13 protein-coding genes and 1 tRNA gene are annotated in these 17,622 nt (G+C 70.8%); 1 reads left to right on the plus strand and 13 read right to left on the minus strand.

Going from position 1 to position 17,622, the window contains the following annotated elements; all coding sequences use genetic code 11:
* Window positions 1–8 precede the first annotated feature (8 nt).
* From EDF27_RS14150 to EDF27_RS14175, 6 genes are all read right to left on the minus strand, one after another.
* Window positions 9–563: a hypothetical protein gene (locus EDF27_RS14150; protein ID WP_132049519.1), complete on the minus strand. Its 555-nt coding sequence runs from the start codon at window positions 561–563 to the stop codon at window positions 9–11.
* A 28-nt stretch (window positions 564–591) separates the two neighbouring features.
* Window positions 592–1,197, minus strand: a complete 606-nt coding sequence (locus EDF27_RS14155; protein WP_123653536.1) for a response regulator — start codon at window positions 1,195–1,197, stop codon at window positions 592–594.
* 107 nt (window positions 1,198–1,304) lie between these two features.
* Window positions 1,305–1,386: transfer RNA gene (locus tag EDF27_RS14160), tRNA-Leu, on the minus strand.
* A gap of 23 nt (window positions 1,387–1,409) precedes the next feature.
* A complete protein-coding gene (locus EDF27_RS14165) occupies window positions 1,410–2,600 on the minus strand; it encodes a GAF domain-containing protein (RefSeq protein WP_132049521.1) in 1,191 nt (396 codons plus the stop codon).
* Window positions 2,601–2,653: 53 nt separating this feature from the next.
* Entirely contained in the window at window positions 2,654–3,052 is a 399-nt protein-coding gene (locus EDF27_RS14170; RefSeq protein WP_123653538.1) for a DUF779 domain-containing protein, read from the minus strand.
* On the minus strand, window positions 3,052–4,593 hold the full coding sequence (locus tag EDF27_RS14175) for an aldehyde dehydrogenase family protein (RefSeq protein WP_123653539.1): 1,542 nt from the start codon (window positions 4,591–4,593) through the stop codon (window positions 3,052–3,054). Before EDF27_RS14175 ends, EDF27_RS14170 begins: the two co-directional genes overlap by 1 nt.
* Before the next feature lie 154 nt (window positions 4,594–4,747).
* Here EDF27_RS14175 and EDF27_RS14180 point away from each other — a divergent pair, with 154 nt between their 5' ends.
* Complete coding sequence (locus EDF27_RS14180) at window positions 4,748–5,287, plus strand: DUF308 domain-containing protein (protein ID WP_165931510.1); 540 nt, start codon at window positions 4,748–4,750, stop codon at window positions 5,285–5,287.
* A 52-nt stretch (window positions 5,288–5,339) separates the two neighbouring features.
* On the opposite strand, the gene EDF27_RS14185 is transcribed toward EDF27_RS14180, so the two are convergent.
* The 7 genes from EDF27_RS14185 to trpB form a co-directional block, all read right to left on the minus strand.
* Window positions 5,340–6,434 carry a VIT1/CCC1 transporter family protein gene (locus tag EDF27_RS14185; protein ID WP_132049523.1) on the minus strand — a complete coding sequence of 365 codons (1,095 nt, stop codon included), beginning with the start codon at window positions 6,432–6,434 and terminating at the stop codon, window positions 5,340–5,342.
* A 125-nt stretch (window positions 6,435–6,559) separates the two neighbouring features.
* The gene (pyk, locus tag EDF27_RS14190) at window positions 6,560–8,005 is read right to left on the minus strand and encodes a pyruvate kinase (RefSeq protein ID WP_123653542.1); all 1,446 of its coding nucleotides are present in this window, start codon (window positions 8,003–8,005) and stop codon (window positions 6,560–6,562) included.
* A gap of 132 nt (window positions 8,006–8,137) precedes the next feature.
* Window positions 8,138–9,595, minus strand: coding sequence for a glutamate synthase subunit beta (locus EDF27_RS14195; RefSeq protein WP_123653543.1), 1,458 nt, complete (start codon window positions 9,593–9,595; stop codon window positions 8,138–8,140).
* Window positions 9,588–14,105: a glutamate synthase large subunit gene (gene gltB, locus EDF27_RS14200; protein WP_132049820.1), complete on the minus strand. Its 4,518-nt coding sequence runs from the start codon at window positions 14,103–14,105 to the stop codon at window positions 9,588–9,590. Before gltB ends, EDF27_RS14195 begins: the two co-directional genes overlap by 8 nt.
* Window positions 14,106–14,351: 246 nt before the next feature.
* Window positions 14,352–15,344, minus strand: a complete 993-nt coding sequence (gene lgt / locus EDF27_RS14205; protein WP_123653544.1) for a prolipoprotein diacylglyceryl transferase — start codon at window positions 15,342–15,344, stop codon at window positions 14,352–14,354.
* Between the two features lie 213 nt (window positions 15,345–15,557).
* Window positions 15,558–16,322, minus strand: coding sequence for a tryptophan synthase subunit alpha (gene trpA / locus EDF27_RS14210; RefSeq protein WP_243698384.1), 765 nt, complete (start codon window positions 16,320–16,322; stop codon window positions 15,558–15,560).
* A 41-nt stretch (window positions 16,323–16,363) separates the two neighbouring features.
* On the minus strand, window positions 16,364–17,578 hold the full coding sequence (gene trpB / locus EDF27_RS14215) for a tryptophan synthase subunit beta (protein WP_123653546.1): 1,215 nt from the start codon (window positions 17,576–17,578) through the stop codon (window positions 16,364–16,366).
* Window positions 17,579–17,622: the final 44 nt, after the last annotated feature.

The following is a 17,622-nucleotide window of genomic DNA, read 5'->3' on the forward strand; positions in this document are numbered from 1 at the left end:
CTCGGATCCTACGGTGCGCCATCGCGTCGTGCGGGCACGGTGGCCGCGCTGACACGGGTGGTCTCAGGAGCGCCGTCGCGGGTGACCGTGACCGCGATCGAGGGGTCCGCCGTGGCGAGTTCCCACGTGCGGAGGGGCTGGTACGGCTCCCGCCCGACCCCGGTGTACGGGACCGGACCGTTGTCGTCCTGCAGCAGTCGCGACGCGAGGAGCTCGACGGGGAGGTCCGGATACCCGGCTGCTGCGGCGGCGGCGGCGATCCGGACGGCTGCGCGACGGGCCGTCGCGCTCCGAGCACGACGACGCCCCCGGTACAGGGCGGCGTCCAGGACGTGTGCGAGCGCGATGAACGGCACGACCCACAGCGCTGCGAGCAGGAACGAGGTGCCGACGCTCCGGTGCAGCCAGGCGTTCTGGTACACGCCGATGGCGATGAACGCGAGCACGCCGGACGCGTAGGCGAGCGCGTACACCGAGGTGGATGCACCGCGCCCTGCAGGGGCCCGGACCGCGGCGACGTCACTCGTGTCGACCACGATGGCGGGCAGGTCGTCCCTGGTCACCGGCACGAGCGCTGCCCGGTCCGGCGGACTACTTCTTCGCGCTGAGCTGCTCGATGATCGCCTTGGCGACGTCGTGCATCGTGAGGCGGCGGTCCATCGAGGCCTTCTGGATCCAGCGGAACGCCTCGGGCTCGGTGAGGCCCATCTTCTCGTTGAGCAGGCCCTTGGCGCGGTCGACGAGCTTGCGGGTCTCGAAGCGCTCGACGAGGTCGGCGACCTCGGCTTCGAGGGTGATGATCTGCTGGTACCGGGAGAGTGCGATCTCGATCGCCGGCAGCAGGTCGTTCGGGGTGAAGGGCTTCACGACGTACGCGAGCGCTCCGGCCTCCGTCGCACGCTCGACGAGTTCCTTCTGGCTGAACGCCGTGAGGAGGACCACCGGGGCGATGTGGTTCTTCGAGAGCTTCTCGGCCGCGGAGATGCCGTCGAGCTGGGGCATCTTGACGTCCATGATGACGAGGTCGGGACGGAGGTCGGTCGCGAGCTGCACGGCGGTCTCGCCGTCACCCGCTTCGCCGACGACGTCGAAGCCGTTGTCACGGAGGATCTCGACGATGTCGAGACGGATGAGCGACTCGTCCTCGGCGACGACGACGCGACGGGGTGCGGTTGCAGTTGCTTCTGAGTCACTCACGACCGAAAGCCTACTAGACGTCGGAAGTGCTGCTTCGCATGAAAGGCGTTGTACGAGTGGCGGGACACGGGTGTCCGGGACTGCCCCGCACGCCGTGAGCCGCGTTGTACGAGTGGCGGGACTTGAACCCGCACGCCGTGAGGCAGAGCATTTTGAGTGCCCCGTGTCTGCCGATTCCACCACACTCGCGAGGTGGCCAGACTACCAGCCGGTCACACCCCTTCGAGCGCCTCGACGGCCGCCACCAACCCGGCCCGCCGCGGCGACCGCGGCGGCAGCGTCCGGAGCAAGGCCCGCAGCACGCGGGCGTCCGCTGCCCCGTCCGGCGTCCGCGCCCAGGCGAGCAGCGCCTCCGCGGACCCGTCGGTCACCACGGCTTCCCGGAAGCGTCCGCGGACCAGGTCGCGGAGCGCGTCCACCCCCGGGGCGTCGGACCCCGGCAGGACGGGTCCGGGGTACCGGCTGACGGCCTGGAGGCGCGACCCGCGATCGAGCGCCGCCAGCACGGTGTCGACGTCGGTGCGCACACCGCCCACCCGGTACGGGCGCGAGGCCACCGTCACGCACGGGGCCGTCGCGGCGAGGACCCGGCGGAGCCGGACCACCTCTGCCCGGAGCGTCACGGTCGCGCCGGGGTCGCCGTAGACGGCGGCGGCGAGGTCGGCGGCGGGGAGCCCGCCGGGGGCGGTCGCGAGGACCGCGAGGATCTCCGAGTGCCGGGCGGAGAGCCCGACCGCGCGGCCGTCGACGCGGAGGGTGGCGGTGTCGGCCCCGAGCAGCACGAGTTCGGCGTCCGCGGTGGTCGCCGGGGCCCGTGGTGCGGGTGGGTTCGGCGCCCGGAGGACCGCCAGGGCGAGCTCGGCCTCCGCGGCGGCGACGGTCGCGGTGAGGAGCGGCAGGGTGTGGCGTTCGACGGCCCGCTCGTCGCCGGTGACGTCGAGGACCCCGACCACCCGGCCGCTGGGGTCGTGCACGGGCACCGCGGTGCAGGACCACGGCTTCACGGCGGTGGCGTAGTGCTCGTCGCGGCGGATCTGCACGGGCCGGTCGAGCCGCAGTGCGGTGCCGGGGGCGCTCGTCCCGACGTGCTCCTCGGCCCAGTCGGCGCCGGGGACGAACCCCATGTCCTCAGCGGCCCGGCGCGCGGAACGGGCACCGTCGACGAAGACGAGCCGGCCCGCGGCGTCGCCGACCGCCACGACGCAGCCCGCCGAGCGGGAGTCGTCGAGCAGCAGCCGCCGCACGATCGGCAGCAGGGTGGCGAGGGGCCCGTCGCGCCGGGCGGCGTCGAGTTCGTCGGTGCCGAGCGTCAGTCGTGGCGCTCCGTCGGGGTCGACCCGCGCGGAGCGTCGCCATGATTCGGCGACGAGCGGTCGGACGGATCCGGGTCGGGGTGCGCGCATGCGTCCTCCGTCCCGGGTCCGCCCGCCGCGTCGTCGCGCCGGGTGCGGTCAGCCTACGTCCGGCCGGCCGCCGGGACCAGACCGAGCTCCTCCAGTTCCGCGTCGGTGAACATCCGCGAGCGGGTGAGGAAGCGCTTGCCCTCCGGGACCTCGAGCGAGAAGCCACCGCCCCGACCGTCGACGACGTCGATCGTCAGGTGCGTGTACTTCCAGTACTCGAACTGGGACCGGGACATGTACACCTCGACGCGGTCGATCCCCTCGACCTCCAGCGCGCCGAGGAGCACGTCCCCGGACCCGGTCATGAACATCCCGACCGGGTAGCACATCGGGCTGGAGCCGTCGCAGCAGCCGCCCGACTGGTGGAACATCAGCGGCCCGTGCCGGGCGGCGAGGGAGCGCAGGAGCTCCCCCGCCGCCGCCGTCACCGCGACGCGCTCGGTGTGCGGCATCAGAAGAACCCCATCGGACCCTCGGCGTAGGACACGAGCAGGTTCTTCGTCTGCTGGTAGTGGTCGAGCATCATCTTGTGGTTCTCGCGTCCGACGCCGGACTGCTTGTACCCGCCGAACGCCGCACCGGCCGGGTACTGGTGGTAGGTGTTCTCCCACACGCGACCCGCCTGGATGTCCCGGCCGGCCCGGTAGAGCGTGGTGGCCTCGCGGCTCCAGACCCCGGCGCCGAGGCCGTAGAGCGTGTCGTTGGCGATCGCGATGGCGTCGTCGTACCCGCTGAAGGACGTCAGCGCGAGCACCGGGCCGAAGATCTCCTCCTGGAAGATCCGCATCGCGTTGTCGCCCTCGAACACCGTCGGCGTGACGTAGTACCCGCCGGAGAGCTCCCCACCGAGGTCGGCCCGTTCGCCGCCGGTGAGCAGCTTCGCGCCCTCCTGCTTGCCGATGTCGATGTAGCTCAGGATCTTCTCGAGCTGGTCGTTCGACGCCTGCGCGCCGATCATCGTCGAGATGTCGAGCGGGTGGCCCTGCTTCACGGCGCGGACCCGTTCGAGACCGTCCGCGACGAAGCCGTCGTAGATCTCCTTCGCGACGAGCGCCCGGGACGGGCACGTGCAGACCTCGCCCTGGTTGAGGTTGAAGAACGCGAAGCCCTCGAGCGCCTTGTCGTAGAAGGCGTCCTTCTCCTGGGCCACGTCGGCGAAGAACACGTTCGGGCTCTTGCCGCCGAGCTCCAGGGTCACGGGGATGAGGTTCTGCGACGCGTACTGCATGATCAGGCGGCCGGTGGTGGTCTCACCGGTGAAGGCGACCTTCCGGACGTCGGGGTGCTGTGCGAGCGGTGCCCCGACCTCGAACCCGAACCCGTTCACGACGTTGAGCACGCCGGCGGGGATGAGGTCCTGGATGAGCTCGATGAGCACGTGGATCGATGCCGGGGTCTGCTCCGCCGGCTTCAGCACGACGCAGTTGCCCGCGGCGAGGGCCGGTGCGAGCTTCCACACCGCCATCAGGATCGGGAAGTTCCACGGGATGATCTGTGCCACCACCCCGAGCGGTTCGTGGAAGTGGTACGCCACGGTGTCGTGGTCGATCTCCCCCGTCGAACCCTCCTGCGCCCGGATGGCCCCGGCGAAGTAGCGGAAGTGGTCGATCGCGAGCGGGATGTCCGCGCCGAGGGTCTCCCGGATCGGCTTGCCGTTCTCCCACGTCTCGGCGACGGCGAGGAGCTCCAGGTTCTGCTCCATCCGGTCCGCGATGCGGTTCAGGATGTTCGCGCGCTCCGTGACGCTGGTCTTCCCCCACGCCGGGAACGCCTTCCACGCCGCCTGCACCGCGCGGTCGACGTCGGACGAGTCGCCGCGTGCGACCTCCGTGAAGGTCTTGCCGGTGACGGGGGTCGGGTTCTCGAAGTACTGCCCACCCGCCGGCGGGACGTACTCACCGCCGATGAAGTGGTCGTAGCGCGACCGGAACGAGACGAGCGCACCCTCCTCGCCGGGTGCGGCGTAGGTGGTGGGCGATGGTGCGATGGTCATGGTGATGCCTCTCGACGACGCTGTCGTGGCGCACGGTCCGCGCGCCTGCGCCCGACGGTACGAGCGTGGGGGTTGCATCCGGTTGCACGGACGCGGGACGCTCCGCCGGGTAGCGTTCGAGGCGACCAGCAGTCCAGATCAGGGAGGAGTGCTCGTGGATTCCCGTGCCGTCCGCACGTTCCGGGTGTTCGTCGTCGTCACCGCAGTCGTCGCGATCGCGCTCGGCATCGTCGCCATCGTCTGGCCCCGCCCCTCGCTCGTCGTGGTCGCGCTCCTCTTCGGCGTGTACCTCGTCGTCGCTGGGGTGCTCCGCGTGTTCGCCGCGGTCCGCGGGCACGGCACACCACCGGTCTGGCGCTGGACCTCCGGCGTCGTCGGCGCACTCGTCGCGATCGCCGGCCTCGTGACGCTCCTCGACCCGGTCGTCCCGCTCGTCGTCTACGCGGTGCTCGCCGGCGTCGGGTTCCTGATCGAGGGCATCGCGGCCATCGTCGGCGGCTTCGTCGGCCACCCCGGATCGTCCCGCGTCCCGTCGTTCGTGAGCGGCGTGCTCTCGATCCTCGGCGGTGTCGCGGTCCTCGTCGCACCGGGTCTGGCGCTGACGGTGTTCATGGTGTTCGCCGGGATCGCGCTCATCGTCGTCGGTGCCGGCGCGCTGCTCCTGCTCCCCCCGCGCGCGGCCGTCCGCCGCTGAGCGCAACGCGACGCGACGGGACGCGGCGCCACACCGCGGAGCCGGCCGTCCCCTACGCGGAGCCGGTCCCGAAGAGCAGCCCGAGCAGGTAGGTGACCACCGCGGCGCCGAACCCGATCGCGAGCTGCCGGAGCGCCCGGCGGAGTGGCGACGCGCCGCTCAGCACACCGACGACGGCACCGGTGCCCAGCAGGGCGATCCCGACGAGCACGGCGGCGACACCGATCGCGGCCCAGCCGTCGAGGCCGAACAGGTACGGCAGCACCGGGATGATCGCGCCGGACGCGAAGAAGCAGAAGCTGGAGATCGCCGCGCTCATCCCGTTCCCGACCGCCTCGTGGTCGTCGACGACCCGCGTCGGGCGGGTGTCCGGGGCGCTCCCGAGCCCGGCGAGCACCTCGGTTGCGTGCGCCTCCGCCTCGGCCTCGGGCATGCCCCGCGCGCGGTAGACCAGTGCGAGCTCGTTGGCGTCGACGTCGAGGTCCGCCACGGCGTCCCCGGCGTCCGGGTGCGGTGCCGACGCCTCGAGGAGCTCCCGCTGCGACCGCACCGAGACGTACTCCCCCGCGCCCATCGAAAGCGCTCCGGCGAGGAGACCGGCGATGCCGCTCAGCAGCACGAAGTGCCGGTCCGCACCGGACGCGCTGATGCCGATGATGAGCGCGAGGTTCGACACCAGGCCGTCGTTCGCCCCGAAGACCGCGGCGCGGAACGTCCCCGAGAGCCGCATCCGACCCCGGTTCGCCAGTCCGCGGACGACCTCGCCGTGGATCCGTTCGTCGGCGGCCATGGTCGCGGTCGCGTCGACGTCGTCCGCGTACGGCGATCGGTCCTCCGCCCGCTGCATCAGCGCGAGGACGAACACCGACCCGAAGCGCTTCGCCAGGGACGCGAGCACGCGGGTGCGGAGACTCCCCCGGAGCGGCCGGCCGACGTCGGCACCGAGCAGGTCGGTCCAGTGCTGCTCGTGGCGGCCCTCCGCCTCGGCCAGCGCGCTCAGGATCTCGCGTTCCTCACCGGAACGTCGGGCGGCGAGGTTCCGGTAGACGGCCGCTTCGGCGCGCTCGTCTGCCAGGTAGCGACGCCACCGGCGCACGTCCGCAGGACGCCTGGTGCCCACACCGGTCTGGAGGCTCGGTTCGGTCATCGCGGTCGTCTCCTGTCGACGGGACGGGGGCGGGAGCACGCGACGGGGCGCGGACCGGAGGCCGTCTGCAGAACCTGCACCGTGCCTCCCGTCCGCGCCCCGTCAGCGCGCTGGGACTGTCTGGACTAGTCCCGAACGTACGCCGGCGCCGCCTCGGCGTGCGCGTCACCGACGCGGTGCACGCGGAGGTCGTTCGTCGAGCCCTCGAGTCCGGGGGGCGACCCGGCCGTCACGATGACGCGGTCGCCGGGCGAGGCGAGACCGTTGTGGATGAGGACGTCGTCCACCTGACCGAAGAGCTCGTCGGTGTGCTTCATGCGCGGGACCAGGAACGAACGGACGCCCCAGGTCAGCGCCATGCGACGACGGGTGGCCTCGTTCGGCGTGAACGCGATGATCGGCAGGCCGTGGCGGAGGCGCGACATGCGGCGTGCGGAGTCGCCGGACTCGGTGAACACGCAGAGGTACGACGCCTCGGTGAACTCGGCGATCTCGACCGCGGCGAGCGTGATCGCCCCACCGAGGGTGCGCGGCTTCGTGCCGAGCGGTGCGATGCGCTCGAGGCCGTGGTCCTCGGTGGACTCGACGATGCGGGCCATCGTGCGGACGGTCTGCACCGGGTACTCGCCGACGCTGGTCTCGCCGGAAAGCATGACCGCGTCCGCACCGTCGAGGACCGCGTTCGCGACGTCGGACGTCTCGGCGCGGGTCGGGATCGGCGACGAGATCATCGACTCGAGCATCTGCGTGGCCACGATGACCGGCTTCGCCATGCGACGGGCCAGCTCGACGGCGCGCTTCTGCACGATCGGGACGGCTTCGAGCGGGAGCTCCACGCCGAGGTCACCACGGGCGACCATGATCGAGTCGAAGGCGTCGATGATCTCCTCGAGCGCATCGACGGCCTGCGGCTTCTCGATCTTCGCGATGACGGGGAGGCGCTTGCCCTCCTCGTCCATGATCTCGTGGGCGCGGACGACGTCCGAGGCGTTGCGGACGAACGAGAGCGCGATGAGGTCGGCGCCCTGGCGGATGCCCCAGCGGAGGTCGGCCTCGTCCTTCTCGCTCAGCGCGGGGACGTTCACGGCGACACCGGGCAGGTTGATGCCCTTGTTGTTCGAGACGGTGCCGCCGACGACGACCTCCGTGCGGACGCGCACGCCGTCGGTGTCGAGCACGCGGAGGCGGACCCGGCCGTCGTCGATGAGCAGCGGGTCGCCGGGCTTGACGTCCTGCGGGAGGCCCTTGAACGTGGTCCCGCAGATCTCCTTCGAGCCGGGGACGTCCTCCGTCGTGATGGTGAACACGTCGCCGACCGCGAGGTCGTGCGGGCCGTCGGCGAACTTCGCGAGGCGGATCTTCGGACCCTGCAGGTCGACGAGGATCGCGACGGGCTTGCCGAGGTCCGCGGCGGCACGGCGGACGTTCTCGTAGTTGGCCTCGTGGACGCTGTAGTCACCGTGGCTGAGGTTGAGTCGAGCGACGTCGACGCCTGCCTCGATGATCTCCTTGACGGTCTCGTAGTCCGAGGTGGCCGGTCCGAGGGTCGAAACGATCTTTGCGCGTCTCAATGGATTCCTTCGTGTGGTGGTTGTGGGGCTTGCGGCTGCTGCTTGGTCGTGCGTGGGGCTTCGCAGATACGAAGAGAGGCCACCAGCACCCTATCGAGTGCTGGTGGCCTCCCGCTCACCCTGAGGTGGGCATCAGATGGAGATCGCCCGGTCGGTCGCCTTGACCGGGGCGGGCAGCATCGTCGTGCCCTCGAGGTACTCGTCGACCTTCGCGGCGGCCGCACGGCCCTCCGCGATCGCCCAGACGATCAGCGACTGGCCACGGCCGGCGTCGCCCGCGACGAAGACACCCGGCTCGTTGGTCGTGTAGTCGGCCTGACGGGCCACGGCACCGGAGACGGCGACCGGGAGCCCGAGTTGCGGCTCGAGCGTGTCGGTCTCCGGACCGGTGAAGCCCATCGCGACGAGGACGAGGTCCGCGGGGATCTCGCGCTCGGTGCCGGCCTTCGGGACGCGACGGCCGTCGAGGTACTCGGTCTCCGCGACGCGGAGCGCACGGACCTCGCCGGCTTCGTTGGCGAGGAACTCGACCGTCGAGGCGAGGAAGCTGCGCTCCCCGCCCTCTTCGTGGGCGCTCGTGACCTCGAACACGGTCGGGAACATCGGCCACGGCTGGGTGTCCGGACGCTCGAGCGGCGGCTGCTTGCCGATCGCCAGGTTGGTGACGCTGAGCGCGCCCTGACGGTGCGCGGTGCCGATGCAGTCCGCGCCGGTGTCGCCACCGCCGATGACGACGACGTGCTTGCCCTCGGCCGTGATCTGGTTGTCGACCACGGTGCCGGCGCCCGCACGGTTCTGCTGGACGAGGTACTCCATCGCGAAGTGCACGCCCTCGAGGTCACGCCCCGGGATCGGCAGGTCACGCGGGACCGTGGCACCCGTGGCGACGACGACCGCGTCGTAGCGGGACTTCAGGTCGTCCCAGGTGATGTCGCGGCCGATCTCCACACCCGCGCGGAAGCGGGTGCCCTCGGCCTGCATCTGGGCGAGGCGCGCGTCGATCTGGCGCTTCTCCATCTTGAAGTCCGGGATGCCGTAGCGGAGGAGCCCGCCGATCCGGTCGTCGCGCTCGTACACCGCGACGGTGTGGCCGGCACGGGTCAGCTGCTGCGCGGCGGCGAGCCCGGCGGGGCCGGAACCGACGACGGCGACCGTCTTGCCGGTCAGGCGCTCCGGCGGGTGCGGGGTGACCCAGCCCTTCTGGAACGCCTCGTCGATGATCGAGACCTCGACCTGCTTGATCGTCACCGGGGGCTGGTTGATGCCCAGCACGCAGGACGACTCGCAGGGGGCCGGGCAGAGCCGGCCGGTGAACTCGGGGAAGTTGTTCGTCGCGTGCAGGCGTTCGATCGCCTGGCGACCCTCGCCGCGCCACGTGAGGTCGTTCCACTCCGGGATGAGGTTGCCGAGCGGGCAGCCCTGGTGGCAGAACGGCACGCCGCAGTCCATGCAGCGGCCTGCCTGGCGCTTCAGCTGGCCGGACTCCTGCTGCTCGTAGACCTCTTTCCAGTCCATGAGCCGCACGGGGACGGGCCGACGCTTCGGCAGCTCGCGTTCCTGGACCTTCAGGAATCCCTTGGGGTCAGCCACCGGTTACCTCCATGATGCGATTCCAGACGACGTCGCCATCGGGGTCGAGGCCCTCGTCGAGGGCCTGCTTGCGGGTCTCGAGCACCGCCGCGTAGTCGCGCGGCAGCACCTTGACGAAGTCGGACAGGTCGCCGGACTCGAGCAGGTCGGCGGCGAGGGTCGACCCCGTCTCGGCGGCGTGCCGCTGGAGCAGGTCCGTCACGATCGCGACGTCGGCGCTGTCGAGTTCCTCGAGCCGGAGCTCCCCGCTGCCGAGCGAGTCCTGGTTCACGTGCTCGGTGCGGAGGCCACGGACGTACGCGGTGCCCCCGGACATGCCGGCACCGAGGTTGCGGCCGGTCTCCCCGAGGATGAGCGCCAGACCACCGGTCATGTACTCGAGCGCGTGGTCACCGACGCCCTCGACCACCGCGGTGGCGCCGGAGTTCCGGACCAGGAAGCGCTCGCCCACGATGCCGCGGATGAACATGCTGCCCTGGGTCGCGCCGTAGCCGATGACGTTGCCGGCGATGACGTTCTCCGACGGCTCGAAGGCGCTCGTCTCGGTCGGACGCACGACGATGTCACCGCCCGAGAGGCCCTTGCCGACGTAGTCGTTGCTGTCACCGATCAGCCGCAGCGTGATGCCTGCGGGCAGGAAGGCCCCGAGCGACTGCCCCGCGGAACCGCGCAACGTGATGTCGATCGACCCGGCGGGCAGGCCGTTCTCACCGTGGCGCAGGGTGACCTCGTGGCCGAGCATCGTGCCGACCGCACGCTCCGTGTTGCGGATCGGCAGGTCGAGCGTCAGCGTGCCCCCGTGCTCGAGCACGTCCGAGGCCTGGTGGATGAGCGGCACGTCGAAGTGCTGCTCGAGCTCGTGGTCCTGCTCACGGTGGTGCCGACGGGGCTCGTCCGCAGCGAAGTCCGGGCCGGTGAGCACGGGCTCGAGGTCGAGACCGGACGCCTTCCAGTGCTCGACCGCACGGTCGACGTCGAGTGCGTCGGCACGGCCGATCGCCTCGTCGAGGGTGCGGAAGCCGAGCTCAGCGAGGATCTCGCGGACTTCCTGGGCGATGAACTCGAAGAAGTTCACGACGAACTCCGGCTTGCCGGAGAAGCGCTTGCGGAGCTCGGGGTTCTGCGTCGCGACACCGACCGGGCACGTGTCCAGGTGGCAGACGCGCATCAGGATGCAGCCCTCCACCACGAGTGGTGCGGTCGCGAAGCCGTACTCCTCTGCGCCGAGGAGCGCGGCGACGACGACGTCGCGGCCGGTCTTCATCTGGCCGTCGACCTGCACCACGACGCGGTCCCGCATGCCGTTGAGCATCAGGGTCTGCTGCGTCTCGGCGAGGCCGATCTCCCACGGGGTGCCCGCGTGCTTCAGCGAGTTCAGCGGGGACGCGCCGGTGCCGCCGTCGTGGCCGGACACGAGCACGACGTCGGCGAGGGCCTTCGTCACGCCGGCCGCGACCGCGCCGATGCCGGACTGGCTGACGAGCTTGACGTGCACGCGTGCCGAGGGGTTGGCGCGCTTGACGTCGAAGATCAGCTGCTTGAGGTCCTCGATGGAGTAGATGTCGTGGTGCGGCGGCGGCGAGATGAGCCCGACGCCCGCGGTGGCGTGCCGGGTGCGCGCGACCCACGGGTACACCTTCTGCGGGGGCAGCTGGCCGCCCTCGCCCGGCTTCGCGCCCTGCGCCATCTTCAGCTGGATGTCGGTGGCGTGCGTCAGGTACATGCTCGTGACGCCGAAGCGTCCGGACGCGACCTGCTTGATCGCACTGCGGCGCTCCGGGTCGAGGAGGCGGTCGACGTCCTCGCCGCCTTCACCCGTGTTCGACCGCCCGCCGAGCCGGTTCATCGCGATCGCGAGGGTCTCGTGGGCTTCCTTCGAGATGGAGCCGTACGACATCGCGCCGGTGTTGAACCGCTTGACGATGGACTCGATCGGCTCGACGTCCTCGAGCGAGACGGGCTTCCGCTCGCCGTGCTTGAAGCGGAACAGCCCGCGGAGGGTCATCAGCGCTTCGGACTGGTCGTCGACCGCGCTCGAGTACTCCTTGAAGATGTCGTACCGGCGGGCACGCGTGGCGTGCTGCAGGCGGAACACCGTGTCCGGGTTGAACAGGTGCGGCGGGCCTTCGCGACGCCACTGGTACTCGCCACCGGTCTGCAGGCGCTCGTGTGCGAGCACCGCACCGTCCTGCGGGTACGCCTGCACGTGGCGCTCCGCGTTCTCCTTCGCGATGACGTCGATGTCGACGCCGCCGAGGATCGACGAGGTGCCGGTGAAGTACCGGTCGACGAACGCCTGGGAGAGCCCGACCGCCTCGAACGCCTGGGCGCCCGCGTAGCTGGACACCGTCGAGATGCCCATCTTCGACATGATCTTCAGGACGCCCTTGCCGAGCGCCTTGATCACGTTCTTCACGGCCTGCTCCGGCGTGATCCCGCTGATCATCCCCTGGCGGACCAGGTTCTCGCAGGTCTCCATCGCCAGGTAGGGGTTGATCGCCGACGCGCCGTACCCGATCAGGGTCGCGACGTGGTGGACCTCCCGCACGTCGCCGGCCTCGACGATGAGCCCGACCTTCATGCGCTGCTCGGTGCGGATCAGGTGGTGGTGGACCGCGGCGAGCAGCAGCAGGCTCGGGACCGGCGCGTTCTCGGCGTTGCCGTCACGGTCAGACAGCACGATGAACTGCTTGCCGGACTCGATCGCCTCGTCCACCTCGTCGCAGACGGCCTGGATGCGCTGCTCCATCGCCTGCTCGCCGGCGTCGACGCGGTACAGCCCCTTGATCGTCACGGTGAGGTGCCGGCCGGACTCGGTCTCGAAGTGCTGGACCTTGGCGAGCTGGTCGTTGTCGATGACCGGGAAGTCGAGCACGATCTGCTTCGCGTGCTCCGGCCCCGCGTCGAGCAGGTTGCGCTCGGGACCGAGGCCCATCCCCATCGAGGTGATGACCTGCTCGCGGATGGAGTCCAGCGGGGGGTTCGTCACCTGCGCGAACTGCTGCGTGAAGTAGTCGAAGAGCAGCCGGGGGCGCTCGGACAGCACGGCGATCGGCGTGTCCGACCCCATCGCACCGAGCGGCTCCGCGCCGGTCTGCGCCATCGGGCGGAGGAGGATGCGGACTTCTTCCTCGGTGTAGCCGAAGGCACGCTGCCGGCGGGTGACGGACGCCGGGGTGTGCACGATGTGCTCACGCTCGGGCAGGTCGCGGAGGTTGATGCGACCGGCTTCGAGCCACTCGCCCCACGGCCCGGAGCCGGCGAGGCCCGATTTGACCTCGTCGTCCTCGATGATACGGCCGGCCTCGGTGTCCACGAGGAACATCCGGCCGGGACGCAGGCGGCCCTTGCGGACCACCTTGGCTGCGGGCACGTCGATGACGCCGGTCTCCGACCCCATCACGATGAGACCGTCGTCGGTGACGAGGAAGCGACCGGGGCGCAGACCGTTGCGGTCGAGCGTGGCGCCGACGAGCGACCCGTCGGTGAACGTGATGGCGGCGGGGCCGTCCCACGGCTCCATGAGCATCGAGTGGTACTCGTAGAACGCCCGGAGGTCCGGGTCCATGTCGACCTGGTTCTCCCAGGCTTCCGGCACCATCATCGACACCGCGTGCGGCAGCGACCGACCCGTCAGGGTCAGGAGTTCGAGGGTCTCGTCGAAGGACGCCGAGTCGCTCGCACCCGGGCTGACGATCGGCAGCAGCGGCGCCATGTCCCCGAGCAGTTCGCTCTCGAGCTGCGACTGCCGCGCCCGCATCCAGTTGCGGTTGCCACGGACGGTGTTGATCTCGCCGTTGTGCGCGAGCGTGCGGAACGGCTGCGCGAGCGGCCAGGACGGGAAGGTGTTCGTCGAGTACCGCGAGTGCACGATCGCGAGCTTCGACGCGAAGCGCTCGTCGCTGAGGTCGGGGTAGAACGGCTCGAGCTGGAGGGTCGTCACCATGCCCTTGTAGACCATGGTGCGGCTCGAGAGCGACATGAAGTAGATCTCGTGCTCGCGCTCGACGCGCTTGCGCAGTCGGAAGGTCTGGCGGTCGAGGGAGATCCCGCGCCAGGTCTCGCCCTGGTCGTCGTGCCGGGTCGACGCGACGAAGAGCTGCTCGAAGGCGGGCATCGCCGCGCGCGCCAGGGTGCCGAGGACCTCGGGGCGGACGGGGACCTCGCGCCACCCGAGGACACGGAGTCCCTCGTCGACGGCGACCGCTTCGACCGCGGTCTTCACGGCGGCGCGGTCGGCCGCGTCGACGGGCAGGTAGGCAGTGCCGACGGCGTACTCCCCCGCTGCCGGGAGCGCGAACGGCGCTTCCGCGCGGAAGAACTCGTCGGGGACCTGGCAGAGGATGCCGGCGCCGTCACCGGTGCCCGCGTCCGAGCCGACCGCGCCGCGGTGCTCCAGGTTGCGGAGCGCTCCGAGTGCGGCGTCGACGATGTCGTGGCCGGCCGTCCCACGGAGCGTCGCGACCATCGCGAGGCCGCAGGCGTCCTTCTCGTTCGTCGGGTCGTACATGCCGGTGGCCTCGGGCACCGCGGAGAACCGCTGGTGCGCCGGACGGAGCCGTGCAACACCGGCCGTGGCCGTTGCGGCGGCCTTGGCCGGAGACGAGTACTGGGGTGGCAGGAGCGCCATGGGGAACCGTCCTCACGAGGAAGTGGAACAGGGACAGCGGTGGCCCGACGATGCGTTCCGCCCGGAGCGGGCGGGACTGGTGCCCGTGCTCGCCGTCAGGAGCTGGTGGCCCGACGGCGTGCGCACTCAGGAACGGTCGACTGCTGTGGCGACCGAACCGGAACCGGTGACGAGGGGTGCGTCCTCACCGTGCTCCGAGTAGGTGTCGTCCGAGTCTACATCGGACTTCGCGGCGGGCCCGCGACCGGGCCGGTAGGGGCTCGGCTCCTTGCCGGTGTGCCGCTTCGACTGCACCCAGAAGATGATCACGCCGAGGATGATCGCGGCGAAGGCGGCCCAGACGTTCGTGCGGATGCCGAAGAAGGTCTCGCTGGTGTCGACGCGGATCGACTCGAGGAAGGACCGGCCGACGCCGTACCAGATGAGGTAGAGCGCGAGGACGCGACCCCACTGCAGGGAGAACTTGCGGTCGAGCAGGATGATCACGACGAAGCCGAGGACGTTCCAGATGATCTCGTAGAGGAACGTCGGGTGGAACAGCGTGCCCTCGGGCAGGCCGGTCGGGTAGGCCGCGTTCGACGACTCGATCTGCAGACCCCACGGCAGGCTGGTCGGCATGCCGAACAGCTCGTGGTTGAAGTAGTTGCCGAGGCGACCGAACGCCTGGGCGAGGAGCATCGCGGGCGCGACGGCGTCGAGGAACGCGGTGAAGCGGAGCCCGACCTGACGGCAGCCGATGTAGGCGCCGACCGACCCGAGGATGAGCGCCCCGAAGATCGCGAGGCCGCCTTCCCAGATGTAGAGGAAGGACCAGGGGTCGATGCCGGGGCCGAAGTAGTCGCTGACGTGCGTGAACACGTGGAACAGGCGGCCGCCGATGATGCCGGCGGGGACCGCCCAGATCGCGATGTCGATGATGATCCAGCGCTCGACGCCGCGGGCGTTCAGGCGGCGGTTCGTCACGATGACGGCCGCGACGATCCCGAGCAGGATGCAGATCGCGTACGCGTGGATGCGGAAGTCGAGGGGCAGCGACCAGCCGAACACGTCGCGGAGCCAGGCCGTCAGGTCGAAGTACTGCCAGGCCGTGCTGGGGCTCGGGATGCTCAGGAGGGGCATGGAGGTGCGGTGCCTTTCATTGCGGCCGGGCGGGGACGCCGATCACGTTGCTTCGGCCCCGGATCACTGTAGCGCGGGTGGCGCGGTGGTCAGGAACCAGCGGCGGCTGTCTGTGGAAACCGTGATGCGCGGTGGACGGGAGGCCCGGCTGACGTCCGCCGATCCGGCGGACGCGAGCCGGGCCTCCCGTCCGGATCGTCAGGGGACGCTGCGTCAGCGGCGGCGCGCGCCCGCCGTCAGCTCCGCTGCGCGCTGGCCGACGCCCGTGACCCCGAGGTCCGCGAGGGCGCGGACGAACGCGGACCCGACGATCGCACCGTCGGCGTAGTCGAGGACCTCGGCCACCTGGTCGGCGGTGGAGATCCCGAGGCCGACGCACGTGCGGGCGACCCCGGCGTCACGGAGCCGCGAGACGACCGTGCGCGCGGCGGAGTCCACCCCGGCACGCGCACCCGTCACACCCATCGTCGACACCGCGTACACGAACCCGCGGCTGGCCTCGACGGCCTGGCGCATCCGGACGTCCGAGGACGACGGCGCAGCGAGGAAGACCCGGTCGAGGCCGGTGCGCTCGGAGGCGTCCATCCACTCCCGGGCTTCGTCCGGGATGAGGTCCGGCGTGATGAGCCCGGCGGCGCCGGAGGCGACCAGGTCGTCTGCGAACCGCTCCACGCCGTAGCGGAGGACGGGGTTCCAGTACGTCATCACGAGCACGGGGACGTCGGCCCGCTCGGTGATCTGGTTGACCGCGTCGAAGACCTGCGCGACGCGGAAGCCGTTCGCGAGCGACTCCTCGGCCGCGCGCTGGATGACCGGGCCGTCCATCACCGGGTCGGAGTACGGCAGGCCGAGCTCGATGACGTCAACGCCGTTCTCGGCGAGGGCCACCGCCGCGTCGACGCTGGTCTGCACGTCCGGGTACCCGGCGGGCAGGTAGCCGATGACGGCACCGTCACGGTCGGCGTTGGCGCGGTCGATCGTCGACGCGACCGTCCGGGTCGGGGTGGGGTTCGTCGTGCTCACAGCTGCACCGCGCTCTCGTCGAGGATGCCGAAGTACCGGCTGGCGGAGGCGACGTCCTTGTCACCGCGCCCGGACAGGTTCACCAGGATGACGCCCTCCGGTCCGAGCTCCTTGCCGAGCTTCATCGCGCCGGCGAGTGCGTGCGAGGACTCGATCGCCGGGATGATGCCCTCGGTGCGGCTGAGGAGCCGGAACGCCTCCATCGCCTCGGTGTCGGTGATCGGCTCGTACTGCGCGCGGCCGATCGACGCCAGGTACGCGTGCTCGGGCCCGACGCTCGGGTAGTCGAGGCCGGCGGAGATGCTGTGGCTCTCGATGGTCTGGCCGTCCTCGTCCTGCATCAGGTACGACTTCGCCCCCTGCAGCACACCGGAACGCCCGAGCGTGATGCTCGCCGCGTGCCGACCGGTCTCGACGCCGTCGCCACCCGCTTCGTACCCGTGCAGCCGGACGGACTCGTCGTCGAGGAACGCCTCGAAGATGCCCATCGCGTTCGACCCGCCGCCGACGCACGCGGCGACGGCGTCCGGCAGGCGGCCGACCAGGTCGAGGACCTGCTGACGCGCCTCGACGCCGATCACCTTGTGGAACTCGCGGACCATCTCCGGGAAGGGGTGCGGGCCGGCGACCGTGCCGAGCAGGTAGTGCGTGGAGTCGACGTTCGCGACCCAGTCGCGGAGGGCGTCGTTGATCGCGTCCTTGAGGGTCTTCGAGCCGGTCTCGACCGGGATCACCTCGGCGCCGAGCAGCCGCATCCGCGCGACGTTGAGCGCCTGACGGTCGGTGTCGACGGCGCCCATGTACACGACGCAGTCCATCCCGAACAGGGCGGCGGCCGTGGCGGTGGCGACGCCGTGCTGGCCCGCACCCGTCTCGGCGATGAGGCGGGTCTTGCCGAGCCGCTTCGCCACGAGGGCCTGGCCGAGCACGTTGTTGATCTTGTGCGAGCCGGTGTGGTTGAGGTCCTCGCGCTTGAGGATCACCCGGGCGCCCCCGGCGTGCTTGGCGAACCGGGGCACCTCGGTGATGATCGACGGCCGACCGGTGTAGTCGCGCTGCAGGGCGTCGAGTTCGGCGTGGAAGGCCGGGTCCGCCCAGGCTTCGCGGAACGCGGCTTCGAGCTCGTCGAGCGCCAGCACGAGGGACTCGGGGACGAACCGTCCGCCGAAGTCGCCGAAGTACGGGCCGTGGAGGTCGCGGAGTGAGGTCACGATGGTGCTCCAGACGAGTCCGGACGGTGCCGGACGGATCTGTC

It is taken from the genome of Curtobacterium sp. PhB136, assembly GCF_004346855.1.
In the GTDB taxonomy this organism is placed as follows: Bacteria; Actinomycetota; Actinomycetes; order Actinomycetales; family Microbacteriaceae; genus Curtobacterium.

What these genes read in the sequence shown, in the direction of transcription:
- EDF27_RS14185 (WP_132049523.1), bottom strand. Translation starts at nt 6,434, where the DNA reads ATGACCGAACCGAGCCTCCAGACCGGTGTGGGCACCAGGCGTCCTGCG.
- EDF27_RS14170 (WP_123653538.1), bottom strand. Translation starts at nt 3,052, where the DNA reads ATGCCGCACACCGAGCGCGTCGCGGTGACGGCGGCGGCGGGGGAGCTC.
- lgt (WP_123653544.1), bottom strand. Translation starts at nt 15,344, where the DNA reads ATGCCCCTCCTGAGCATCCCGAGCCCCAGCACGGCCTGGCAGTACTTC.
- EDF27_RS14175 (WP_123653539.1), bottom strand. Translation starts at nt 4,593, where the DNA reads ATGACCATCGCACCATCGCCCACCACCTACGCCGCACCCGGCGAGGAG.
- gltB (WP_132049820.1), bottom strand. Translation starts at nt 14,105, where the DNA reads ATGTACGACCCGACGAACGAGAAGGACGCCTGCGGCCTCGCGATGGTC.
- EDF27_RS14165 (WP_132049521.1), bottom strand. Translation starts at nt 2,600, where the DNA reads ATGCGCGCACCCCGACCCGGATCCGTCCGACCGCTCGTCGCCGAATCA.